Origin of the sequence: uncultured Kocuria sp. (assembly GCF_947500125.1) — a bacterium.
GTDB lineage: Bacteria > Actinomycetota > Actinomycetes > Actinomycetales > Micrococcaceae > Kocuria.
Genome location: NZ_CANMRA010000016.1, coordinates 36,705 through 51,569, shown reverse-complemented (window position 1 = coordinate 51,569; position 14,865 = coordinate 36,705). Strand labels below are relative to the sequence as shown.

The 14,865-nt window shown below is 68.2% G+C and carries 14 protein-coding genes; 8 read left to right on the top strand and 6 right to left on the bottom strand.

Going from position 1 to position 14,865, the window contains the following annotated elements; all coding sequences use genetic code 11:
* Nucleotides 1-4: 4 nt before the first annotated feature.
* The 6 genes from Q0817_RS11805 to Q0817_RS11780 all read right to left on the bottom strand — a co-directional run bounded on the left by Q0817_RS11805 (nt 5) and on the right by Q0817_RS11780 (nt 5,607).
* Nucleotides 5-1,615, bottom strand: a complete 1,611-nt coding sequence (locus tag Q0817_RS11805) for a replication initiation protein (RefSeq protein WP_255396352.1) — start codon at nt 1,613-1,615, stop codon at nt 5-7.
* A 175-nt stretch (nt 1,616-1,790) separates the two neighbouring features.
* Complete coding sequence (locus tag Q0817_RS11800) at nt 1,791-1,958, bottom strand: hypothetical protein (protein WP_298587670.1); 168 nt, start codon at nt 1,956-1,958, stop codon at nt 1,791-1,793.
* Nucleotides 1,959-2,067: 109 nt separating this feature from the next.
* On the bottom strand, nt 2,068-2,661 hold the full coding sequence (locus tag Q0817_RS11795) for a hypothetical protein (RefSeq protein ID WP_075872983.1): 594 nt from the start codon (nt 2,659-2,661) through the stop codon (nt 2,068-2,070).
* Entirely contained in the window at nt 2,658-3,776 is a 1,119-nt protein-coding gene (locus Q0817_RS11790; RefSeq protein WP_298587663.1) for a transglycosylase SLT domain-containing protein, read from the bottom strand. Before Q0817_RS11790 ends, Q0817_RS11795 begins: the two co-directional genes overlap by 4 nt.
* Nucleotides 3,777-3,809: 33 nt before the next feature.
* On the bottom strand, nt 3,810-4,742 hold the full coding sequence (locus Q0817_RS11785) for a hypothetical protein (protein WP_075871083.1): 933 nt from the start codon (nt 4,740-4,742) through the stop codon (nt 3,810-3,812).
* A gap of 616 nt (nt 4,743-5,358) precedes the next feature.
* Nucleotides 5,359-5,607: a helix-turn-helix domain-containing protein gene (locus tag Q0817_RS11780; protein ID WP_255396082.1), complete on the bottom strand. Its 249-nt coding sequence runs from the start codon at nt 5,605-5,607 to the stop codon at nt 5,359-5,361.
* 148 nt (nt 5,608-5,755) lie between these two features.
* Here Q0817_RS11780 and Q0817_RS11775 point away from each other — a divergent pair, with 148 nt between their 5' ends.
* Genes Q0817_RS11775 through Q0817_RS11740 form a run of 8 tightly spaced genes read left to right on the top strand, consistent with a single transcriptional unit; the run spans nt 5,756 to nt 14,805 of the window.
* Nucleotides 5,756-6,391 (top strand): DUF6668 family protein, encoded by a 636-nt coding sequence (locus tag Q0817_RS11775; RefSeq protein WP_075871082.1) that lies wholly within the window; start codon nt 5,756-5,758, stop codon nt 6,389-6,391.
* On the top strand, nt 6,388-6,687 hold the full coding sequence (locus tag Q0817_RS11770; protein WP_075871081.1) for a hypothetical protein: 300 nt from the start codon (nt 6,388-6,390) through the stop codon (nt 6,685-6,687). The genes Q0817_RS11775 and Q0817_RS11770 overlap by 4 nt, the downstream gene beginning before the upstream one ends.
* Before the next feature lie 43 nt (nt 6,688-6,730).
* Entirely contained in the window at nt 6,731-7,480 is a 750-nt protein-coding gene (locus tag Q0817_RS11765; RefSeq protein WP_277552135.1) for a hypothetical protein, read from the top strand.
* Nucleotides 7,473-9,347, top strand: a complete 1,875-nt coding sequence (locus Q0817_RS11760; protein WP_277552137.1) for a type IV secretion system protein — start codon at nt 7,473-7,475, stop codon at nt 9,345-9,347. The genes Q0817_RS11765 and Q0817_RS11760 overlap by 8 nt, the downstream gene beginning before the upstream one ends.
* Complete coding sequence (locus tag Q0817_RS11755; RefSeq protein ID WP_277552138.1) at nt 9,328-10,845, top strand: SCO6880 family protein; 1,518 nt, start codon at nt 9,328-9,330, stop codon at nt 10,843-10,845. The genes Q0817_RS11760 and Q0817_RS11755 overlap by 20 nt, the downstream gene beginning before the upstream one ends.
* Complete coding sequence (locus tag Q0817_RS11750) at nt 10,845-12,596, top strand: ATP/GTP-binding protein (RefSeq protein WP_075871011.1); 1,752 nt, start codon at nt 10,845-10,847, stop codon at nt 12,594-12,596. Before Q0817_RS11755 ends, Q0817_RS11750 begins: the two co-directional genes overlap by 1 nt.
* Nucleotides 12,593-14,398 (top strand): type IV secretory system conjugative DNA transfer family protein, encoded by a 1,806-nt coding sequence (locus Q0817_RS11745; protein ID WP_277552139.1) that lies wholly within the window; start codon nt 12,593-12,595, stop codon nt 14,396-14,398. Before Q0817_RS11750 ends, Q0817_RS11745 begins: the two co-directional genes overlap by 4 nt.
* A 2-nt stretch (nt 14,399-14,400) precedes the next feature.
* Nucleotides 14,401-14,805: a DUF4913 domain-containing protein gene (locus Q0817_RS11740; protein WP_075871005.1), complete on the top strand. Its 405-nt coding sequence runs from the start codon at nt 14,401-14,403 to the stop codon at nt 14,803-14,805.
* The last annotated feature ends 60 nt before the right edge of the window (nt 14,806-14,865 follow it).

Sequence of the window (14,865 nt, the reverse complement as noted above, 5' to 3'; positions counted from 1 at the left end):
CCCGTCAGTGGACAATGTAGCCGGGGAACCGCGCTGACCAGCAGGAGTCGCCGGCGACTCGAGTGACCTCATAGGTGACGGCCGTCAGGTGTGGGAAGCGCAGTCCGTGGAGTTCGCCTACCCGGGCACCCACTTGAGTCACGTGCAGTTCCCGACCACCCAGCGCAGCGCCGTGGAACGGTCCGTCCTTGACCGTCTCCCAGTAGTCGGAAGCGTTCGTGAAAGACCAGTACCCGGAGCCGATGGGGTGGTCCTCCAGGTAGTCCAGGGGCACCCAGAGGGTGAGGCCGCGGTGCTCGGGGCGGAGCCGATCCCGGAAGTCGGGGTCTAGTTCTCCGGGCAGGACGCCTTCAGGCCACTGGTAGGCAGGTTCAGTCGTCACGGAGGGATCCTCACCATCAGCAGCTGCGGGGGGCACTACCAGGCTAGGGGAGGGGTCGGGGCGCCCAGCGCCGGCGGAACCAATACCTGTTGCTTGGAGAACTTCACCCTCGTCCACGGTGTCGCCAGCGGGGGCGGCGGGCTCGTTTTTCAGCCACGCCATCACAGTGCGTGCGGTGCGTCCCACCGCCTCGGCGATGGCCCGGTAGGTCGCCCCCGCCGCCCGCAACCGGGCAGCCTGAGCCTTCAGTTGCCCGGCACGGTGGGTGCGGGCTTGGCGGGCCTTTCCGGCGTTGTTCGCCGCCGCGCGCGCCTTGGCTTCGGTGCGGGCCTTCCCGCCGCGCCGTCCCATGCTCGCCAGGTACTCAGGTGCGGCATCAGAGCCGCTGGTGGAGGTGGGGCGTCCTTTGCCTGCGTTGACCTGGCGGACGGCCGAGCGGGCCAGGCAGGCCACCTCGCTATCGGAGAGGGGGTCGGGCAGCTGGGCGTTGAGCGCTCGGGCGTGGGCGATCGAGGCGGCCTCGGTCGGGGTCTGGTGGTGGAGCTGCCGTCGGTCCCACAGCCACCGGCGGGTGGCGCGGAAGATCGCGGTGTTGCGCCCCACCTCCGTGGCGGTGTCCACGACGGGGACCCGCGGAATGCCGGTGCGGCCCAGCAGGGTCGTACCGGGGTCCCAGGCCGGTGCTGCGGGGCCGTCGATGGCCTCGTCGTGGAACGGGTCGATGTACTCGGCCATGTGCGCCTTGAGATCACCCAGGGACCACGGGCTGGCTCTGCGTCCCCACCACACGCGCCCGGCCGGGAACTCAGCAGCCGGATTGCGCACCAGGTAACGGGTGAAGCACAGGTCCCCGTCCACGAGCCGGTCCAGGGCCCGCTGCACCGCCTCCGCGTAACGGATCGGACCCGGCCGAGCACCCTCGCCCCGGTAGACCGGTTCGATAGCCCACCCGGCCTGGGCGTGACCGGTCTCGGGGTTCTCGATGATCCAGGTCGGCTCGGGCACGGCCGGGTGCATCAGGTTCAACAACGCGGCCTCGTCATCGACGTCGACGACAAGGAAGTTCAACCAATCCGCCGGGTTGAGCTGGACAAACGCGAACTCACCAGCAGGCCGCCCACGGTTCGGGAACGCCTGCGACTTGGTCTGACCGCATCGGAAGTACTCGATCCGGTGGTGCGCCAGGAAGCGGCGGGCCGGCGTCTCGGGGCAAAAAAGGACAACATCCAGCAAGGCGGGGTCCACTTGCGGACGCGCCTCAGGTACACTAGGGGACACAACAGTCCCCTGGTAATGGGTTCATATGCGGTTCTCATCCGGTTTCTGTTGAACCAGCTGTCTCGGTCGGCAAACTTGCGACAGCTGATTGACTTCGACGGCCCGCCCTCCACGGCGGGCCGTCAGTCGTTTAAGCGGTTTTAGTGATGGGGAGCTCCTCAGCGTTCTGCCGGTCGTCAAGTGCGTTCGGCAATCCGTAGTCACGATCAATTAGAGCGCCGACGTAGTCCGCCTGGGACAGGCCCAGGGCGGCCGCCTTCTCCGCCGCACGGCGGTGCTGCTCAGGCAGGATGCGCATGCTGAATGCCACTCGCTTCCCGAGCAGCTTGGGCGGTGTGTACTCCGTCATACGCTCACCCTTTCATATCGCTTGTACTAGCGCTAGGACTTTCGAGGGTGTGTCGGGCTTACTCGGTATTGCCCATGTCTTGGGACTGGTGGCCGACGACGTCCCACTGCCCGTTGTGCTTCTCGAGGTAGATGACGACTTGGCGTTGGCCGGTGGCTTCGATCTGGTGGCCGTCGCGGCTGATCCATTGCCAGGTGAGGTCGTAGGCGCGGATGGCTTTGTCCTTGGCGACGTCGCGGGAGACGTCACCGACGGCCGGTACGAGACTGGGGGAACTGTAGGCCTGGTGTTCTGCTGGTTCCAGCCAGGCGGCCTGGTTGCCGTTGCGTTCAGGCTCGATCTGGTTGTTCGCCCACTCTTCCGACATCAACGGTTTGGCGCGGATGGCGGCCGCGGTCTGGGTGCAGTCGGTGGCGGTGTCCCAGGAGTGGATGATCAGGGCAGCGGTCTCTGCGGTGGCTTCCACGTCGCTGCGATCGACGTTGTCCGGGTCGGGGAAGGTTCCTTGCCCGACGGTGAGCTCGGTGGGGGAGGCAGTGGCCGTGGTGGGGGTGGTGGTCTGCTCGCTGGCCTGTTGTGCTGTCTCGGGCCCGCAGGCGGTGAGGGGCAGGATGCACAGGGTCAGGGCGGTGATCAGGCGGGGTCGGGTCATTTCGGCCATGCTCCTTTCTGTTTGAGGATGGGCTCGGGGTCGATGTTGTGCCCCTGGTAAGGGAAGACGAGGTCGGGGGCGTCGGGTTTGTAGATTTCGAAGTGCAGGTGTGTGGCCATCCCGAACCGGCCGCGGTTGCCCTCGGTGCCGATGACGTCGCCGCGGGCGAGCTTCTGGCCCTTGGCTACGTCCCAGGAGTGCAGGTGGCAGAAGGCGAAGCCGAAGTCGGGGTCGTCCCCGTTCTCCTTGGCGATCACGCACCCGTCGGTGGCGTTGAACCCGGTGATCCGCAGGGCGGTCGGGGCCACGACGACTCCACCGTTCCCCTGGCCGGCCCCGGGGGTGGCGATGTCCACGCCCTCGTGCTGGTTGGCCCAGCCGGGGACCCCGGCCAGGGCGCGGCCCCCGAAGCCGGAGGTAAATACCCCGCCCGGTAACGGAGTGGTCCACTCGCCTTCACCCAGGTCCCCGTCCCAGGCCAGAGCCCCGGTGGGGGCCTGGCAGTTGGCGGAGTACTGGGACTGTCCGGTGCCCAGGATCGTGTCGATGTAGTCGCGCGTCTCCTGATACGGCGGCACACCCTGGTGCTGCTCAACAGCACCGGGCCCGGCGTTGTAGGCGGCCAGGGTCAGGCGCACGAGCTCGTCCGCGTCGTCACCGGCGATCGGTTGCACGTCGGTCTTCAGTGCGGCCATGTAGCGGCCATAAGCGGGAATCGCGTCCTCAGGGTCGAAGGGGTCCCCACCCTCGCCGTAGGTAGCCCAGGTGGCGGGCATGAACTGGGCGATGCCTTGGGCGCCGGCCGGGCTGGTGGCGTCCGGGTTCCACCTGGATTCTTGGGCCAGTTGTGCCGCCACCACACTGACGGGCAGCCCGGCGGTCTGGGCGGCTGCTTCGACCAGTGGCGCCCAGCCGTTGGGGATGTTCAGTGCCCGCTCCTCACCGTTGTCGTTGTCCGTGGTGCCTGCGGTGACGGTGCAGGAGGTAGCTGAGGTCGTCTCCTCGTCCTCGGCCAGGGTCGCGACGAGCACGGCGAGGGCCACGATCGAGCCGATGGCGAAGACCAACAGCAGCGCCACGACGGCGCTGAGGGCACGGGGGGATCCAGCCGACATCACAGCCTCCTGGGGGGATGGGAGGGCGGTGGGTCAGAGCTGGTCGGTCAGGGTGGCGGTGGCTTCCTCGTAGGCCCGCACGGTCCCCGGGTGCAGGGCGTCGTAGTGGAAGGCGCGTCCTTCCTGGAGGGACTTGTCAAAGGGGATGACGACGACCCCGGCGAGTCCGACCGCCTCGGCGTACTCGCGCAGGCGAGTGAGACGTTCGGTGTTGTTGGTGGCGGTGTTGGAGACCACCAGCACGGAGCGGGCCAGTTTCTGCCCGTGGCCTTCGGCTTGGACGGCGGCCACGGTGGCTTCCAGCAGGCGGGCGTCGTCCTCGCGGTTGTGGGCCACCAGCACCAGGGAGTCCGCCACGTCCACGGCGGCCCGCCAGGTGGAGGACTGGGCGGAGTTGCCGGTGTCGAGCAGGATCAGGCTGTAGAGGGAGCGCAGGGTCTCATGCGCTGCCCGCACGGAGCGTCCGTCCACCCGTGTCCGGTCGGTGCCTTCGGGCGGAGAGGCGAGCACGTGGATGCGGTCGTCGCCCTGGGGGCGCACGTAGCGCACGAGGTCGGCGGTGCGGCGGGTGACGGTCTCGAGGTTGCGGATCAGATCCAGGGTGGTGCGGTCATGATTGGCGGTCAGGGCCCGTTCGGCCAGGGTGCCCTGGTTCTCGTTGAACTCCCCGGCCAGAATGTTGCCCCCGCGCACCCGTCCGGCGGTGGCGGCGAGGTGGTAGGCCGTGGTGGTCTTCCCGCCTCCACCCTTGAGCTGGAGCACGGCGACGGTGCGGTGAGTCTCCAGGGGCCGCTGGATCCGGGCGCGACGGGCCCGAGACGCCCGCTCAGCGGCCGAGGCCGCCAGGGACAGCCCGAGGGCCTGGTTGCACCACCCGCGCCAACCCTGCCGGGCCGACGACTCGGGCGTGTCCGTGGTCGTCTCCCGGCGCAGCTGCAGACGGGGATCACCGGCCTCGACGACCACCGGGGCCGACGTGGAGCTGGTGGGCGCCGGGGCGCTGGAGGGTGCGCTGCCCGCCTGTGGGCCAGCTGCGCGCGCAGGGCCCAGAGGGGTCTCTGCGGGCGTGTCGCCCGTGACGGACGCGGACGTTGGGGCCAGAACTGGCGGCACGGAGACGTCCCTTGAGCAGGGGACACGGGCATCGGGAAGCGTCTCCAGGGGCTCCTCGTCGACGGAGGGCTCCACGGGCTGGTGTTCAATCAGGTCAGCGGCCGGTTCGGTCGCCGCCACTGGGCCTGTCGCCTCCTCAGCATCCGATACAAGGTCATCGACTGTGACAGCACGTGAAGAGCCTCCCCGGGAGGGTCGTTTCTTGATGGGGACACTGGCATCTGCTGCCACGGAGCCGTCCGCAGAAACGATCAGGGAGGTCTCCGGCTCGGTCGCGGAGGTCGGGTCGATGGCCGTCAGTTTCACGGGTCGCCCCAGGTCACCGGCGATAGAGACCACATGCTCAATGGCTGCCGGCATCGAGGCGAACTCGTAGGGGACCCGGTCGATCGTCACCTCCACACTGTCGTCCTCGGCGATCCTCGCCGTGCAGACCGGCCTCTCCAGTGCCTGAGCCATGGTGCTCTCCCTACTCCTCGTTCGTGTGCGCCCCGTCATTGTCGGTGGAATGAGGGACGTTGTACTGAGAGCGAAGGTGCTCCTTGATGTCGTCGCGCAGGATCAGCCAGGTCTTCCCGAGCTTGATCGCCGGCACGATCCCGTCCCGCAACCAGCGGTAGGTGATCGTGCGATCACCCAGACCCAGCACGTGGGCGAGCTGATCGACGGTGAGCCGCTCGGGCAGACCCTCGAAAAGCCGGTCGAGCGCGTCAGACACGACGATCACCTTCGCTCCCACACGCAACACTGTACACAGTCATACCTATTTGTTCTCTATCATTGTTTAACATTGCTAATCCTCCGTTGATGTTGTCTAATGCACATAGGGTCCAGTCTATTGGAGGCCCTGCGACCGAGGAGATGTGATGGACAACCGTTGGGCCGAGCTGGTGTCGCCCTCCCTCGAGGAGCAGACCCGGCCGATCTTCGAAGACGTCGTGGAGGAGACCGTCACGGTCCTCCGTGGCGCCTCAGGTCCCCAGCGAGGCGTCACTGGGCTCACCGAGCACGAGGGGCGACTGGGACGGTTTCTCACCGACGCCCACGACGTGTTCTGGCTCGGTGTCCACGGTGGGGCCGGGGAGTCCGTCCTGACCGACCTGCTCGGCGGCGTGAGCTGCCACCACCGGTGGCCCCTGCGCCCTGACGATGGAACCCAGCACGCCCGGGCGACGGTGTTCCTGGTGGCCCGGCAGAACAAACGGGGCCTCGACGCCGCCCGGCTCGCCGCCCGCGACTGGGCGGCCGGCGCCCACCCCGACGTCGATCTCCAAGGCCTGGTCCTGGTGGCCGATGCCCCGGGCCGCACCCCGAAGCCCTTGGCCACAGCGACCCGGGTGATCTCCGGCGGTGTGCCCTCCACCTGGGTGGTGCCCTGGATCGAAGAGCTCCGACTCACCGGAGCCGTGGACTGGGCGTCCATGGCCCGGGAGCCGAGAAAAGTCCTCACCGCCCTCGGTGAGGCAGCCGATGAAGCACTTTCTGAGAGGACCCCCCAATGATCGACCTCGTACTTGCTACTCAGGACACCGTGCTGGCGCTGCCGGCCGCCCTGCCCGACTCCGACCCACTGGCCCCTCCCGGGATCGGCGACACCTGGAACCGCATGGTCGGTGTCGGCAAGTGGATCGCCCTGGGCATCGCCGTCCTGGGACTGCTGGTGGTCGGCGGAAAGATGGCCTTCGACGCCCGCCGCGGAGAGACCACCGAAGAGGTCTCCGGAATCATCAAGATCGTGCTGGCCGTGGCCCTGATCTCTGGCGGCGCCTCGATCCTCTCCTTCATCGCCGGGGCATGACCGCAGGCAGCCCGAGGAACACCCCCCACCCAAGGAGCAGCAGGTGACAGATCAGATCGAGACAGACGACAACAACACCTGGTGGAAGACCCCCCGCTTCCTCATCTCAGCCGTCCTCGTCGCGTTGCTGATCGTACTGGGAATCGTCCTGTGGCTGTGGCCCGACGGCGAAGAGCTCTCGCAGGCTGCACCGGCACCGGTCACGACCGCCGAATCGGCCCCTGGCGGGGAGTCGGTGTGCGGTCTGGACGCCACCGGGGGCACCACCCTGACCGAGGCTCCCGAGGACGTCGAGTGGACTGCCCTGGGCGCGGTCTACGCTCCCGCCTCCGAGGAACACGGACCGGGCACCGTGGACCCCGACACCGGTGTTCGGTCCTGCTTTTCTCACACCCCCGAAGGGGCACTTCTGGCTTCGACCAACATGCTGGTCTCCGGCAACGATCCCCAGGTGCTCCTCGACACCATCAGGGCAAGGGTGATGGACGGCCCTGGCAAGGACATCTCGATCGGCAACGTCCAGCAACGGGTAGCAGCGAACGACACCACATCGGTACCCGTAGAGGTGGCCGGCTTCCGCCTGCTGTCCTACACCGAGGACAAGGCCACCGTCGAAGTAGTCCTAGCAGCCGACGACGGCACAGAGAAGGTCTACTCAACAACCGCAACGGACATGGTGTGGCACGAAGGCGACTGGCACTTCGCGCTTCAGGACGACGGCAGCGGTGGCCCCGTCTCCGGCCGTGTCTCGGACCTAAGCGGCTACATCGCGTGGGGCCCGGACAATGGCTGAGGAGAAGTGCGATTTCCTCGACGGGATCTGCAAGGCCAAGGGAACCATCAGTGAAGCACTGAGCGGGGCGGCCGGGGATGCCCTGGATCAGATCGCGGACGGCGTGACCGCCGGTGTGGTCGACACGATCGCTTCCCTGGGGTCCATGTGGACCCGGATCGGCAGCGCCAGCCTCACCTCCCAGGGCGGGGCCACTTCCCAGACCCCGGCCCGTGGGGAGTTCAACGCCTACATCGACCTGCTGCTGAGCTACGCGAGCTGGATCGGGATGGGCGTGTGCGTGTTCGGGGTGCTGTTCCTGGGCATCGTACTGGCCACCAACGCCCGCCGCGGCGACGGAGCCGGCCTGGTCAACACCGCCACCCTCCTGGCCTCCGGGGCCGCACTGATCGGTGGAGCCACCAGCCTGATCGGCTTCCTCGTCCCGGCTCGTGCGATGAACCTGACCGGATCTGTCGGGTTCATCCAGGACCAGACCTTCTACCTCACCCTGGCCGTGGCCGCCCTGAGCGTGATGATCGCCGGCGCCCAGATGGCCTGGACCCAGCGTGCTGAACCAGCCCGGGAGCTGCTCAAGGGCCTGCTCACCCTGGCCGTGGTCACCGCCTCCGGAGTCACGATCCTCAACGTCCTGGTGGCAGGCACCGACGCCCTGGCCGTGCAGATCATCGACTCCGCCATCGGGGAGGACTTCCAGACCGACGTGCTCAAACTGCTGGCCCTGGACAACGCCACCAGCGCCGGCGCGGCCGATCCGGTGTGGCTAGGCGGCAACGTCATCCTCATCATCGTGGGCGGGGTCGTGGCGATCATCGTGAACCTCATCCAGCTGATGCTGATGGTGCTGCGTACCGGAATGCTGTTCCTGATGGCCGGGATCCTCCCGCTCTCAGCCGCCTTCCTGAACACCGAGACGGGCAAGAACTTCTTCCAGAAGGTCATCGCCTGGACCCTGGCCTTCGCCTTCTACAAGCCGGCCGCCGCCCTGATCTACGGGTTGGCGATCAAGATGTCCACCACCGGGGTGTGGGAGGACGGGAGCAGCGGGCTGATCCAGTTCGCCGCCGGGCTGATGATGATCGTCGCCTCCGTGTTCGCGTTGCCGGTGCTTATCGGCTTCCTCAGTCCCGTACTGGGCTCGATGTCCTCCTCCGGCGGTGGCGGTGGGGCGCTGGGCATCGCGGCGATGGGTGCCGCCATCCCGCAGGGCGCCTCCCACCTGGCTCGCTCGGGGCGTGGGTTCGGCTCTGATTCCTCCTCCACGCCGTCGTCCCAGTCCTCTGCTCCTTCCAAGGGCGGGCCGAGCTCCCCGCCTCCTGGGCCGGCTTCCAGCCCCGGTGGCACCACCGGCACTGCTGGCACCACGGGGGCCAGCACAGCCAGCACAACCAGCACGGCAGGCACGGCTGGTACCGCTGCAGCTGGGGCAGCCGCAGCTCCGGTGGCCTTGGGCATGGCGGCGGCCAACGCCGCGCAGAAGACCGGCGAAGCAGTCACCGAAGCTACTCAGTCCAGTGCAGGAGGTGGCACCTCCAGCGCTGGAAGTTCCACCTCGGGCAACAGCTCGGCGGGTGCAGCCTCTGCCGCGGCACCCAACCAAGACGGAGCCGGGAAACCCGCCACGAGCACCGGGGTGCACCCCACCCCGGGCAATGGTGCAGGTGCGGCAGCGTCTGGCATCGGAGCCCGACCCGCCCCGGGCAGTGCTGCCGGCGCGACGCCGCCCCGTAGCGGGGCGCGGCCGACCGGCCCCTCCGGAGCGAAGCCGGCGGCCAAGGCCATCCAGCAGCAGACACGTGCGTTCAAGGCGCAGATCGCCAATGAGACCGGAAACGAGGGCCGCCCTGATGGCGCAGACCGAAGCTAAGACCAGCGAGAACCGCCCGCGGGTGTACGGCAATTTCCGCACCCCGACCTCCAAGGGCCTGGCCGGGCTGTCCACCGCTGGCACGGTGTTGCTGATCGGTGGTGTGGTCGGCGGGATCCTGCTGATGATGCTCAACCTGTGGCTGGTCGCCCTGGCCTTCGAGGCCGTGGTCTTGACCCTGATCGCGCTGTCGATGCAGAAGAACAAGCACGGGCGCACCCTCATCGAGCGCATCGTACGCCGCGCCGGGTGGGCCAATACCCGTTACAGCGGGGCCAATGTCTACCGGGCCGGCCCCGTCAGCCGGGTGCCGGAGGGCACCACGAAGCTGCCCGGGATCTCGGCCCGGTCGAAGATCACGGAGCACTACGACGGCTACGGTCGCCCCTTCGCCCTTCTCGAGGTGCCGCAGCGCCACCACTACACCGTGGTGTTCTCCTCCGAGCCCGACGGCGGGGGCATGGTTGACCAAGAGCACATCAACCGGTGGGTGGACCGCTGGTCGCACTGGCTGGGGATGCTCACCGACGAGCCGGGGTTGACCGCGGCCTCGGTGACGATCGAGACCGCACCGGACTCCGGATACCGGCTGGCCCGCAAAATCGAGGCGCGCATGGCTGATAACGCACCGCAGTTCGCCCGGGACGTGATCAACGAGTCCGTGCAGATGCTGCCCACCGGGGCCACGGTGACCCGGGCCTACATCGCGGTGACGTTCAAAGCCGCAGTGCGGGCCGGCGGGCGGATCCGCAACGCCGGCGAGGTCGCGGACGATCTGGCCGCGCGCCTGCCCAACCTCACCTTGTCCCTGAACGACACCGGGGCCGGAGTGGCCGAGCCATTGACGGCGCAGCAGTTGTGTGAGGTGATCCGGGTGGCCTATGACCCGGCCGAGGCGGTCCTGTTCGACCGCGCCCATTCTCAGGGCAAGGCTCCGGAACTGGACTGGAGTGAGGTGGGCCCGCAGGCCGCCGACACCTTCTGGGACTCCTACCACCACAACGGTTCCTGGTCGAAGTCCTGGGCGATGTCGGTGCCCCCGCGCTCGACCATCCAGGCCAACGTGCTCCAGGCCCTGATCGCCCCGAACCCCGAGCTGGTGCGCAAGCGCGTCACGCTGCTCTACCGGCCCATCGACCCGGCGAGGGCCGCGCAGATGGTGGAGAACGACATCAACACCGCTACCTTCAACGCCTCTTCCCGCAACCGCGCCACCGCCCGGGACACGAGAGAGACCCGTGCGGCGCAGGCCACCGCGGCTGAAGAGGCTGACGGGGCGGGGCTGTTGAACTTCGGGCTCGTCGTCACCGCCACCGTCCGCACACGGGCCGAGCTGGACGAGGCCGAAGCCATCATCGAGAACCTCGGCACCTCCGCCCGGATCCGCCTGGAGGAGGCCTACGGCGCCCAGGACTCCACCTTCGCCGCCGGCCTACCCCTCGGTGTGGTCATCCCGGACCATTTGGCCCTGCCCTCGACCGTGAGGAACGCCCTGTGATGAAGCAGAAGCAGCGAGACCAGATCATCCTCCCGGCCAGCCGGGGCAACGCCACCACCACCGTCCTGGACCGCGCCTTCGCCCGGGTGAAGCTCGGGAAGGTCTTCGCCCGCCCCCCGCGTACCGGCAGCACCTCGGTCACTGCCAAGGCGCTGGGTCGTCCGGGCCCGCGGGGACACAAGGGCCGGGGGCTGGGCGAGGCGCAGCTGCTGCACCCGATCCGGGAGATGCGCGGCACTAACTACCAGGTCTGCGGACTCTTCCCCTTCCCCATGGGCGGCGGCTCTCCTCTGGAAGGCGTGCCGCTGGGGCGGAACCTGCTCTCGGGGGAACCGGTGTGCTGTGACCCGATCTCCTGGTTCCTGAAGCTGCGGGTGATCTCCAACCCCTCGGCCTTCGTGATGGCCAACCCGGGTCTGGGCAAGTCCTCCATGCTGCGCCGGATGGCGATCGGGTTGGCCGCCTTCGGGGTGTGGCCGCTGATCCTCGGTGACATCAAGGGCGAGCACGTGGCCATGATCGAGCACCTCGGCGGCGCCGTCCTGCCCCTGGGCCGCGGAGTCGGACACATCAACCCCCTGGACGACTGCGGGGCCGTGGCGGCCGCCAAGCTGCTGTCCCCGGCCAGGGCGGAGGAGCTGCTGGATGAGCTGCATTCGAGGCGCCGGTCGCTGATCGCCTCGTTGATCGCGATCCTGCGCAAGAAGCCGCTGGATGAGCGGGAGGAGTCGATCCTGGACCGGTGCCTCACCGTCCTCGAGACCCGCCACGCGGAGTCCGGCACGGTGCCGGTGATGGCGGACCTGCGCCAGGTCCTGAAGGACAAGCCGGTCGAGGTGCGCGAGGTCGCCCTGGACCGCGGCGACGACGCCCGGTACGAGGCCATCACCGAGGGGTTGGAGTCCTCGCTGAACTCCCTGTGCGGCTCCGGGGCCTTCGGGCAGATGTTCGCCCACCCCTCCACCAACCGGATTGATGCCTCCCGGCCGATGGTCTTCGACCTGTCGCGGATCTCCCAGACCGAGTCGGACCTGCGGGCGGCGACCTTGATGGCGTGCTGGTCGGCCGGCTTCGGCACCGTGACCACTTCCAACATGCTCGCTGATGACGGGGTGATCGAGCGTCAGCGGTTCCTGGTGATCCTCGACGAGCTGTGGAACACCCTGGCGGCCGGGCCCGGCATCGTGGACCAGGTCAACGCGCTGACCCGGCTGAACCGGGAGTGGGGGGTAGGGCAGATCATGGCCTCCCACACCCCCTCCGATCTGATGGCAGTCCGCGGGGAAGAGGACCGGGCGAAGGCCAAGGGCATCATGGACCGCTGCGGCATCAAGATCCTCGGCGGGCTCGCCAAGTCCGAGATGCCGCTGCTCACCGAGTCCGTGCCGCTGTCCATGCGTGAGCAGGAGCAGCTCGCTGCCTGGCAGGACCCACCCGCCTGGAACCGCCGGGGTGATGAGGCCCTGGAGTACACCAACGACGACGTCTACGCCCCCACCGACCAGGCATTCACCGACGACGAGCTCACTCAGTGGCTGGCCGACGAGGAGAACGCCGCCTGGTACTTCGACGACCGCACCACCACCCCGCCCCCGGGCCAGGGAAAGTTCTTCATCAAGGTCGGCTCCCGGGCCGGCATCCCGTTCGCCATGGAGTTCACCCCCACCGAGCGCCGGTCCCAGGTCCACGACACCGAGAAGAAGTGGCACGAGGCCAAGTCCCGCGCCGCCCAGGAAAGAGGCGCCCGGTGAGCTCCCTGGACCGCAAGTACCAGACCGGCGGCGGGGAGGTCGCCCTGCTGCTGACCCTGCTCCTCATTCTGGTCGGCGTCCCGGCCATCCTCTACGTCCTCGCCAGCCTGGGACATGCCCTGACCCCGCGCACGGATCCCTTGCCCACCGGGTACTGGGAACGGTCCCTAGGCATTTTCACCGGGGATCTCCCGTGGCGCACCACCGAAATCGTCCTGGCCGCCACCATCGGGATGCTGCTAATGGGATTGTTCGCGCTGTGGGGGTGGAAGCGTCACCAAAAGGCCCAGAAGGTGGTCAAACACGACCGCGCCGCACCGCGCATGGCCTCAGTCCGCGACGTCGCCCCCTTCACCGAGAAGGAAGCCCGCGCCAAGGCCGCCCGCTTCGGCGTGGAGGCCCCGGGGGTGATGATCGGCAAGATGGTCCGCGGCGGACATACTCTCTACGCCTCCTGGGAGGACACGCTGGTGCACATCTGGGGCACCCGTACCGGCAAGACCACCTCCCAGGCCGCCCCCTCCATCATCGAGGCCCCGGGCCCGGTGATCGCCACCTCCAACAAACGCGACCTCTCCGACCTCACCCGCGACCTCCGCGCCGAGAACGGCGACGTGTGGGTCTTCGACCCCCAAGGAGTCGCCGGGGAGCAGCCCACCTGGTGGTGGAACCCGCTGACCTACGTCACCGACAGTGAGCGCGCCGCCGAGATGGCGAACAACTTCGCCGCCGGCTCCCGGGACGTCGGGGCCAAGGGCGATGGCCACTTCGACTCCGCCGGCAAGGACCTGCTCGCCGGGCTGTTGCTCGCGGCCGCCGTCGGCGGGGAGCCCATCGAGAAGGTCCACTACTGGCTGACCCGCTCCACCGATGAGACCCCCGCGCTACTGCTCGATGAGCACGGGTGGACCAAGGAAGCCGACTCGGTGGCCAGCACCATCCACCAACCGGAGAAGTACCGGGGCAGCGTCTACTCCACCGCCCTGCAGATGGCCGCGTGCCTGAAGAACGAAAAGATCGCCGCCTGGGTCAACCCCACTGGCCCGGACGATGACCGCCCGCAATTCGACCCCCAGACATTCGTGCGCGGCAAGCACACCCTCTACGCCCTGTCCAAGGAGGGCGCCGGCACCGCCGGGCCGCTGGTGACCGCACTGACCGTGGCCACCGTGACCGCCGCCGAGGAGCACGCCGTCACCCAGCGCGGGGGCCGGCTGTCCACCCCGATGCTGTGCGTGCTCGATGAGGCGGCCAACGTGTGCCGCTGGATGAACCTGCCCAACCTCTACAGCCACTACGGGTCCCGGGGCATCGTGGTCTCCACGTTCCTGCAGTCCTGGTCCCAGGGGGTGGACGTGTGGGGTGAGTCGGGGATGAAGAAGCTGTTCTCCACCGCCAACGTCGTCACCTACGGCGGCAACGTCAAAGAGGAGGGCTACTTGAAGATGCTTGTCGAATTGATCGGCAAGTACACCTACACCTCCGTGTCCTCCTCGAGGCAGAAGGACTCCGGGTCCACCTCCCGCCAGGACGCCACCGACGACATCATGTCGGTGGCGGACCTGTCCGCCCTGCCCAAGGGGAGGGCTGTGATGTTCGGCTCCGGGGCCCGGGCCGTGCTGCTGCGCACCATTCCGATTGACCACCGCCCCTACGCGGATGCGTCCAGGGCCTCCGAAGAAGCCCACAACAACCCGACGGCGGCCACCGTCAACCAGGGCGACGAGTCCGAGAAGCCGGCTGCTGAGCCAGCGGCGGCCGCGCCTGCCGGGAACCGGTGGGCGGCGCTGGTGAAGGAGTAGACATGAACTGGGAAGAGGAAGCCGCCGACGGCAACGAGGACGTCGAGGAACAGCCTCCTGCACAGCTGTTCTACGCGAACGTGGCGGAGTTCGTGACCGAGCAACTGGCGCCCGTGTACCGACGTCAGCTGGACCCTGCGGGCCGCTCGACCACGTTCACCTGGTGCGCCCAGTGGTGGCGACATGAGGAAGCGGTGAGCCGTCTGACGGGGTTGTGGCGGGCGTGGGAGCAGCTACGCACCGATCCGTCTACGGGATTAGCCGTGTGGTGGCGTGACTACGCCGATCCCACGATGCGTGTGCTCTTCGAGGAGAAAGGGCCCTTCCACGGTTGCACCCCTAGGACGCACAGCCCCAAGGGAGTGCCCCTGACCCTGGAGCCGCCACCGGATGGTCTGTTCGACTGACCCTCACAGCGGAAGGGGCGCAACCTGTCACAGGTTGCGCCCCTTCTCTTGTGCTTGAAG